Raw genomic sequence first — 7,253 nt, forward strand, 5'->3', positions numbered from 1 at the left:
CGTCTCATTCGGATTAAAGGTAATGTTAAGCTCTGCAACATTTGGACTTAATTGGCCGGGTAGGCGTGAGGATAACGCCGGTGGGACGCCATTTCTGGCGTCAAAGTGATTTGTTGCAGACGCTGAGTAGTTCGAGGGATAAAAAAGTAATTTAGCGTATTTAAATCGATAACAGACCGATAATGGGTGTAATTATGGTTGGGTTGGGTCCGTCTGGCGGGGTCATAGGGCAGGATAACCTCTGCTAACCAGTTGAAAATTCCAGTGATACTTTCAGCGGTCGTCGTGAAAGCGGGGGTTCCCCATTTTCTTAAAGCCATGTGGATGAATCGGCGCGTGGGTACTGAACCAGTGGGGAGCGGCGCTTGGCTTGCCAGATAATCGTGGGCGGCTATGGCCGTTTGACCAGAGAATTCTGACCCACTGACATTTAGAAAATCGTTTAAGTTCTGCAAATGAGTGGGTAGCACGGGGGTGTTGGTCAGAACACCCACTGGATTGTGGTCAGCGTGCAGCGGGCCACCAGTGGGTTCAATGACGAGCGTTTGACCGGACTGGTCGCTGAGAATCCAGTGGAAGGGGTAGACGTGCCGATCCTGCCCCCATTTGCGGCCAACCAGCGTGACTTGAGGCAATTCGCTGACGAGTGCGTCCAAGGTGGCGTGTTCACCTAGGGCCCAGTTGATGAAGTCTTGGGGGGTGAGGTTGATATTCCCCGTGACGGGATCGTCGGCGTAAGATGCAGCACCAGGTAGGTAAAGCTCGGCACAACTGATACCGTTTTCATTTACGCCGTCGGCTAGCAGGTAGGCGGAGAAGTCGCTAGCGATGCGACCACCGCCTAGAATTGCGTAACGCGTGGTCCGAAAAGTATGTAGGGCCGTTTGCCACCGGTAGTTGCGCGGTAGGAAGACCGGCCGCCAGGGAGTGGTGGTCGGAAAATCCATGGTTCGAGCAAAAAAATGGTGGGCAGAAGCGGAGGTATAGGTTAGACTAGTACACACAAGGGTTCCTCCTTTGGGACTCATAATTAATCTAATTATAACTTAAAAATGGCCGGGACTGCGGCCTTGTATTCCGGGCAATAATCTCGTAAGCTATTAAGGAGAGAAAATGCCCAGATAAAGGCTTATTTCTGGAAGGGAATTGGGATAATGAAATCAACATGGAACTTAGTGGGGATGGCACTGTGGCTCATCGTCCTCGTCACGCTGGTCTGGATGGTCCACGATATGCGGGTTCGTCGGATCCGTTTAATTGTTAAAGAGCACCATAGTTTTTCCTGGAAGAACTTTAGCATTTCAACCGTTGAACTGGTCGTCTGGCTCCTCTTCTTTGGGGGGATGAGTTACACGACTTTCTTCCAAAACGTTAACCAACTGGGAACGCGGGTCAGTCAAACAACGCGTTACGAACCGCTGGTCATCAACACGGGGAGTAGCAATGGCTCGGCCTACTACGTTTCTGTGAACAATAGTACGGGGAAGAAACCCGTGCAGACCTACACGTACTTAACTGAGGGCGAGAAGTATGAAGTCCGCAGCACGGACGCCACGGTCTCTGATGGCAAGAAAGCCATCAACCTTCCAGCTTCAGCTTACAAATGGGATACGCAAAAGGTGACCAAGTATGATCAACGTCATCAAAAGGCGTGGGTCGGCGTTATTGAAACCACGTACAAAAAATCATTTGTCAACGGAATCGGCTTGCACGCCGGCCGGTTGGCGAACCGCTTCACACTGATTCGAATTCCGGATCATTCCTTCATGTTACGAGAGTAAACAAAACCACAGGCTGTTTTCCCTTCGGAAAACAACCTGTGGTTTTTTATATATCGGGGGAGTGTTTGGGTTGATTGCCGTAACCGGGCAGGAAAAATAGGTTGGAACGCTGTGAACGCGATTTCGAGCCAAAGAGCGGTCTCGAAACTCGGTTCTGCCTAACCGAAGAAAATCACTTCGCTAAGGCAGTGCCACGGCTGAACCTATTTTTCCTGCCCTCACGGCTGGTGTTTGACGATACATAAACTTACAGTTGATATCATTGCGAGCAGTTAATGTTGGATTATTAAGTATTCGCAGTGCTAGCCGAGAGGTCGCCAGATATGGGCTCAGGCGCCTCGTTGTTCTTAGCCGTTTACGGCTTAGAACAAGGCCAAGCTTTGAGACTCACGTTTTTGGTGAGGCTCAAAGTTGTGCCGGCACCGTTCCAGCCCATATCTGGCGACCGGTAAGGCGGGTGTAATGCGGAAAACCAAAATCAGAAATCATTGGGATTGGCAGCGGCTGGTTGGTAATCATCCATTTGGGTGTCGCGGTAGTCCCACCACTCGTTCTCGTAGCCGAAGAACCCGGCCTCACGCATGGCAGCGTCCAGAATTTGGTAGTTCTTTTCCTGCGTCGCGGTACGGGGATGGTTCCGGTGAGCGGCTAAGGTGAAGTCGTCGAAAGGTGTTTGCATTTCCAATTCGTTGCCGTCAGCGTCACAAAGTGTGAGGTCGAAGGTCACGCCTTTTTGGTGAGAGAAGTTTGGATTGGGTTTGGCAACGAATGAGGGATCGGGGTAGACATCGTATAATTTTTCCTGGGCCGGTACGGGGCGATAAGCGTCCCAAATTTTTAACCGGTAGCCCTGTTCTTTAACAATGGCACTCGCTGCGGCCAATTTTTTTGCCGTCCCTGTGCGGGCGATAGCGGTGGTAAAATCGTAGATCACACGGTGGGTAAAGTTGTCCGTGGTGGCGTAGCGCAGGTCGACAATGATGCTGGGGTCCAGCGCTTGGACGTTGGTGAAACCAGTTTCTAGTTGTGACATGGGGCACCTCCATAAATTGTTATCAATAGTATACCGGGTTCCAGATGGAAAAGCTTGTGAAAGGGCTTAAATTACCGAAGTTCCGGGCATTCTTGACCAGAAATTAAAAACGCCTGACCCCGCAGGATCAGACGTCCAATATAGTCGGAAACCGCGAAAGTCACTTCAGCTTTCGTACCTCCCAGTGTACCTGATAATTGTTTATTTTAATGGGTTAAACGGCCGGTTTGTTTGGTCACTTAGTAATTAGCGTACGTGTTCCAAATGATCCTGCGCGTAAATGCCAATGTCGGCGACGTGGACCGTGCCAGCGTGGTGCTTGCCGCTGGCGGTCAAGAGGCCAATCTTGTTGTAGGCCATGGTCGTTGTACTGTCGGCAACCACGGCGACACCCATGACATCACCAGTGTCGGCGTTGATGCCAGATGGCACGTCGATAGCGACCTTCTTGGCATCGGCAGCGTTGATGGCGTTAATTGCGTTGGCAAAGTTCCCCGTGACTTCGCGGGACAAGCCAACGCCGAAGATGGCGTCGACGATCATGCTGGCGGCCACGATATGATTCAAATCGTTGGTCACGGGAATGCCATAGTACTGGGCAATTTTCAATTGTTGATCGGTCTGAGGGGTTGCCTTTTCGAGGTCCCCCAGAATGTAGAGTTCAACGTCAATTCCCCGAATTTTAAGCAACCGGGCCACGGCGATGCCGTCGCCACCGTTGTTGCCTACGCCAGCAACCACGATGACCTGACTCAAGTCAAAGTCATCATTCAAAATGTTGTTAAAGGTAGCCAGGGCAGCCCGTTCCATCAGAACTAATGCGGGAATCCCGACCTTATTAATCGTATGGGCGTCGTAACGTTGGGCTTCGGCAATGGTAATAGCTTTACTCATAAAAATCCCTCCTCAGTTAGGGAAAGCGCGGCTAGTGACTATCCGTTTGACGGTCAACTTGCAAGACCCGTGAAGAAAGTTGCTGGAGTTGGGTGGTAATTGTCGCGTAGTCAAAATTAGTGTCGGTTGGCGTGGCCTGTTGCCACCAATCGTGAAGGACGGCGACGGCCTGTTTAACCAGGTGTTGGCCCTCTGCGGTTAAGGTTATGCGGCGGTTTCGACGGTCCTCGGGGTCGGTTTCCTTGCCTAGCAGGGAAAGACCGACCATGTGGTGAACCATCCGGGCCATCAAGCCTTCATCGACTGCCATGGTCCAGGCGGCCTTGCGTTGATTCAGTTGACTGGTCTCAGAGATCAAAACTAACAGATAAAATTCAGTAATGTTGATGGGCATCTCATCGGCTTCTAGAATCTGGTTCATCGCCCGTTGAAATTGGCGGTGGAGGATGGCCAGATTCGTGGTGAAGTCTAGTATTGAGTCTTCCATACGCCACCTCCTTAGTTTGACTTAATTTGATATAACTTTAGTTTACACCAGATTAGCGGGAAGGATAATCCTTTGACTCGTATTTGGCAGTTGGCGTGCTAGAATAGGAGTACAACTAATTATGGGAGGCATTGCCGTGTTTATTCAAATTCCGACCGACATGGACGAGGTGCAGATGCGCCAGCTACAGCTTAAGCAGCACGGGGAGACGGCGACGGAGGATGAAATTATTCACCAGGCCGTTCTCGATATTTTACAGAACTTTTTGGACCAGATAGAAGATGGCCACTACGATACTGCCGCTTGGCAGGGTGAAAATTTGACAGTCACGGATATCAATGGTGACCTGACGGCAACGATTAAGCCAATGGCAGCAACGTTTATCGCTGACTTTCGGGATAACGCTGACCAAGTGACGGAACGTTTGGAGCAGGAAGCCATTCAGGCATCCGGTGCCAGATAAATTATTTGTTCATCAAACTAATTTTGGGTTAAAATAAAGGTGTTGTGCGCCCTTAGTGTAATGGATAGCACATGAGATTTCGGTCCTCATGATCCGAGTTCGACTCTCGGGGGGCGCAATAAGCAGTATCGTTTAGCTGATGTTCTGGGAATTTTCCTGGGACATCATTTTTTTGTGTCCGCAACCGAGTCCTTCTAATGAGTAGATGCAGTCACGTAATCTGAGTCTAGTATACGTGTGGCGTAAGGTAGCTTGCCTATTTAGTAATTTTCAATTGATTAGTGGCACTTTATGCTTAATCTAACGCGTTATAGTTGAACGGGTTTTCCATCATGAAATGACGCAATCCGGGCGACTAGCGGTTAGAATAGGAGCTCGTAATGAAGCAAAAAAACGAAAAATTTGGCATAGTTTTGCCAATAATTTTATTAAGCTATGTAATGATTTTGTTGGATAATTCGATTATTTTTACCAGTACCGTAAAAATTGCGACGGACCTGCATTTGAACGCCCAAACGTTGGCGTGGGTCAGCAGTGCGTACACGTTGACCTTTGGTGGTTTTCAGCTGTTCGGCGGGCGGGTCGGTGATGTGTATGGCCGTAAACGGGTCTTCCTGATTGGTCTCTTGGTATTTTCCTTTGGTTCGTTGATGGTGGGCGTCTCCACCAATGCTGCCATGATTATTTCAATGCGGGCTCTTCAGGGAATTGGTTCAGCCATCGTAGCACCGACCACTTTGGCTTTGCTATTAGATAATTATCACGGAGCGATGCGTTCTCGGGCTATTGCGGCCTATGGCGCAACCGCTGGTGTTGGCGCTAGTCTAGGTATGGTTCTAGGTGGCGTGATTACAAGTGCCTTTTCGTGGCGATATGGTTTCTTTTTAAACGTTCCAATTGGGTTACTGATGTTTGTGATGACGATTTATTTCGTTCATGACCGGGAAAGCCAGAAAGCTACGCGCCTGGATAGCGTTGGCACCCTCTTATCAGTTTTGGGACTATCCGCCTTGGTGTACAGTATTGATGGCACGACTCACCAGCTGCTGGCCTTTGTCGTTGCAGTGATTGCTTTGGGAATATTTGTTTATGTTGAACGAGTAGTTACCAGTCCAATCATGCCGTTACGGCTATTTGCGGATCGACAACGCAATAGTGCCTACATTGCCCGTTTTTTCTTTATCGGTGCAGCCTTCGCATACTTTTTCGTTACGACACAAGCTTTGCAAAGGATTTATGGATTTACGCCGTTTTTGACAGGCTTAGCGTTCTTGCCAGTCACCATTCCCCAATTTATCGCTGCGCTACAGGTCTCCAAGCTGGCCAGCAAGATTGGTAATGCCCGGTTGATTGTGATTGCGGACGTACTGGTCGCGATTGGCATTTTACTGACGGCAATTCTGGGGATGGACCGTGGCTACTGGGTCGCGGTTGCTGTGCCGATGGTCATCTTCGGGGTTGGTCAGGGGCTGATACTCAGTCCGCTTACGGTAGAGGGGGTCGCCAATACTGATCCTGAAATTGCTGGCGCCGCCTCTGGAGTAGTGAACACAGTCCATCAATTTGGCCAGTCAGTTGGTATCTCAATCGTTGTTGCCCTGACCAGTGGGGTTCACAATTTTTCGACGAGTTACCATGATCAGTTACTGATTATTACGTTGATTGCGGGTCTGAGCCTGCTTGCCGCATTGGTCTTACAGGGGAGTCATAATCGCCAACTGGTACATGATTTAACAGCGAAATAGGTAATTAAAATAATAGTTCCCCTAAGCCGACAAGACGCCAGCTCAGGGGAACTATTATTTTAATTAAAGGCTTGGTTCAATTAATGTCCAAATTGCATTAAACCGTTCTTCATAGTCGGGAGAGTTCCAGGTTTCCTTGAAACTGGGTGCGGTAAAAACGGCAAAGGCTGACATGATGGCTTCGGCCTTCAAATTATTCTGCGGGTCATAGCCCATAATCGTGTTGATTTTGGCATAGGAATCTTGGAGCATGTCTCTTAGGACGAATGGTCGCTCATCAATATATTTGGTATTTAGGGCGAACATTCTGGCATCAGTATTGGCGATCTGTCTTTTGAGATTTACGAACTGCCAAAGCCAGTCCTTCAACACGACTTTAGCATCAGTATCCGTGGTGGTCGGGACAATTTTTTGGAAAACTTCACTGTTAAACCAATTGATCAGGACGGCTGTCCACAGTTCATCTTTATTTTTGAAATGTTTATAAAGCGCGGGGTGGGTAATATTTAGTTTCTGTGCGACCTTGGATAAGGTCACCGTTTCCCCATCTTTTAGCAGTTCTTCGACTGTTTGAATAATACTGTCGTTGGTTACACGGGACATAGGGTCACCTTCTTAATCTTTTTTCTAATTCTACCACAGTTAGCTCATCTGGTTACTTTAATTGAATTATGTAACTTCGGGATTGATACTCATAACACAAATTAATTAACGTTGGATTGCAGATGAAGTTGGAAAATAGTACCGTTTTGACTATTTACATTCAAATCACAAAACATACTAAGATTAGCTCTGTAAAACCGATTTAGGTTTTGCAGAGCTTTTTGAATTACAGTAGGTATATGGAGCT

General features: G+C 48.4%; 8 protein-coding genes and 1 tRNA gene. 4 read left to right on the forward strand and 5 right to left on the reverse strand.

Translation table 11 applies throughout. The features are described 5' to 3' along the window. Window positions 1-47 precede the first annotated feature (47 nt). Entirely contained in the window at window positions 48-1,004 is a 957-nt protein-coding gene (locus EKM87_RS05055; protein ID WP_125682514.1) for a linear amide C-N hydrolase, read from the reverse strand. 150 nt (window positions 1,005-1,154) lie between these two features. Here EKM87_RS05055 and EKM87_RS05060 point away from each other — a divergent pair, with 150 nt between their 5' ends. Beyond that, the gene (locus EKM87_RS05060; RefSeq protein ID WP_125682515.1) at window positions 1,155-1,781 is read left to right on the forward strand and encodes an LVIS_2131 family protein; all 627 of its coding nucleotides are present in this window, start codon (window positions 1,155-1,157) and stop codon (window positions 1,779-1,781) included. A 478-nt stretch (window positions 1,782-2,259) separates the two neighbouring features. Here EKM87_RS05060 and EKM87_RS05065 read toward each other — a convergent pair whose 3' ends face one another. The 3 genes from EKM87_RS05065 to EKM87_RS05075 form a co-directional block, all read right to left on the reverse strand. Then, entirely contained in the window at window positions 2,260-2,814 is a 555-nt protein-coding gene (locus tag EKM87_RS05065) for a M15 family metallopeptidase (protein ID WP_125682517.1), read from the reverse strand. A gap of 246 nt (window positions 2,815-3,060) precedes the next feature. Continuing rightward, the gene (locus EKM87_RS05070) at window positions 3,061-3,708 is read right to left on the reverse strand and encodes an NAD(P)H-hydrate epimerase (protein WP_125682519.1); all 648 of its coding nucleotides are present in this window, start codon (window positions 3,706-3,708) and stop codon (window positions 3,061-3,063) included. A 31-nt stretch (window positions 3,709-3,739) separates the two neighbouring features. Beyond that, complete coding sequence (locus EKM87_RS05075; protein ID WP_125682521.1) at window positions 3,740-4,195, reverse strand: MarR family winged helix-turn-helix transcriptional regulator; 456 nt, start codon at window positions 4,193-4,195, stop codon at window positions 3,740-3,742. Window positions 4,196-4,331: 136 nt separating this feature from the next. On the opposite strand from EKM87_RS05075, the gene EKM87_RS05080 reads away from it, so the two are divergent. The 3 genes from EKM87_RS05080 to EKM87_RS05090 all read left to right on the forward strand — a co-directional run bounded on the left by EKM87_RS05080 (window position 4,332) and on the right by EKM87_RS05090 (window position 6,403). Next, window positions 4,332-4,658: a hypothetical protein gene (locus EKM87_RS05080; protein ID WP_125682524.1), complete on the forward strand. Its 327-nt coding sequence runs from the start codon at window positions 4,332-4,334 to the stop codon at window positions 4,656-4,658. Window positions 4,659-4,704: 46 nt separating this feature from the next. Beyond that, window positions 4,705-4,776, forward strand: a tRNA-Arg gene (locus tag EKM87_RS05085). A gap of 262 nt (window positions 4,777-5,038) precedes the next feature. Beyond that, a complete protein-coding gene (locus EKM87_RS05090) occupies window positions 5,039-6,403 on the forward strand; it encodes an MFS transporter (RefSeq protein WP_125682526.1) in 1,365 nt (454 codons plus the stop codon). 63 nt (window positions 6,404-6,466) lie between these two features. On the opposite strand, the gene EKM87_RS05095 is transcribed toward EKM87_RS05090, so the two are convergent. Next, window positions 6,467-7,006, reverse strand: coding sequence for a TetR/AcrR family transcriptional regulator (locus EKM87_RS05095; protein ID WP_125682528.1), 540 nt, complete (start codon window positions 7,004-7,006; stop codon window positions 6,467-6,469). Window positions 7,007-7,253: the final 247 nt, after the last annotated feature.

Origin of the sequence: Levilactobacillus yonginensis, assembly GCF_003946265.1 — a bacterium.
Taxonomy (GTDB): domain Bacteria; phylum Bacillota; class Bacilli; order Lactobacillales; family Lactobacillaceae; genus Levilactobacillus; species Levilactobacillus yonginensis.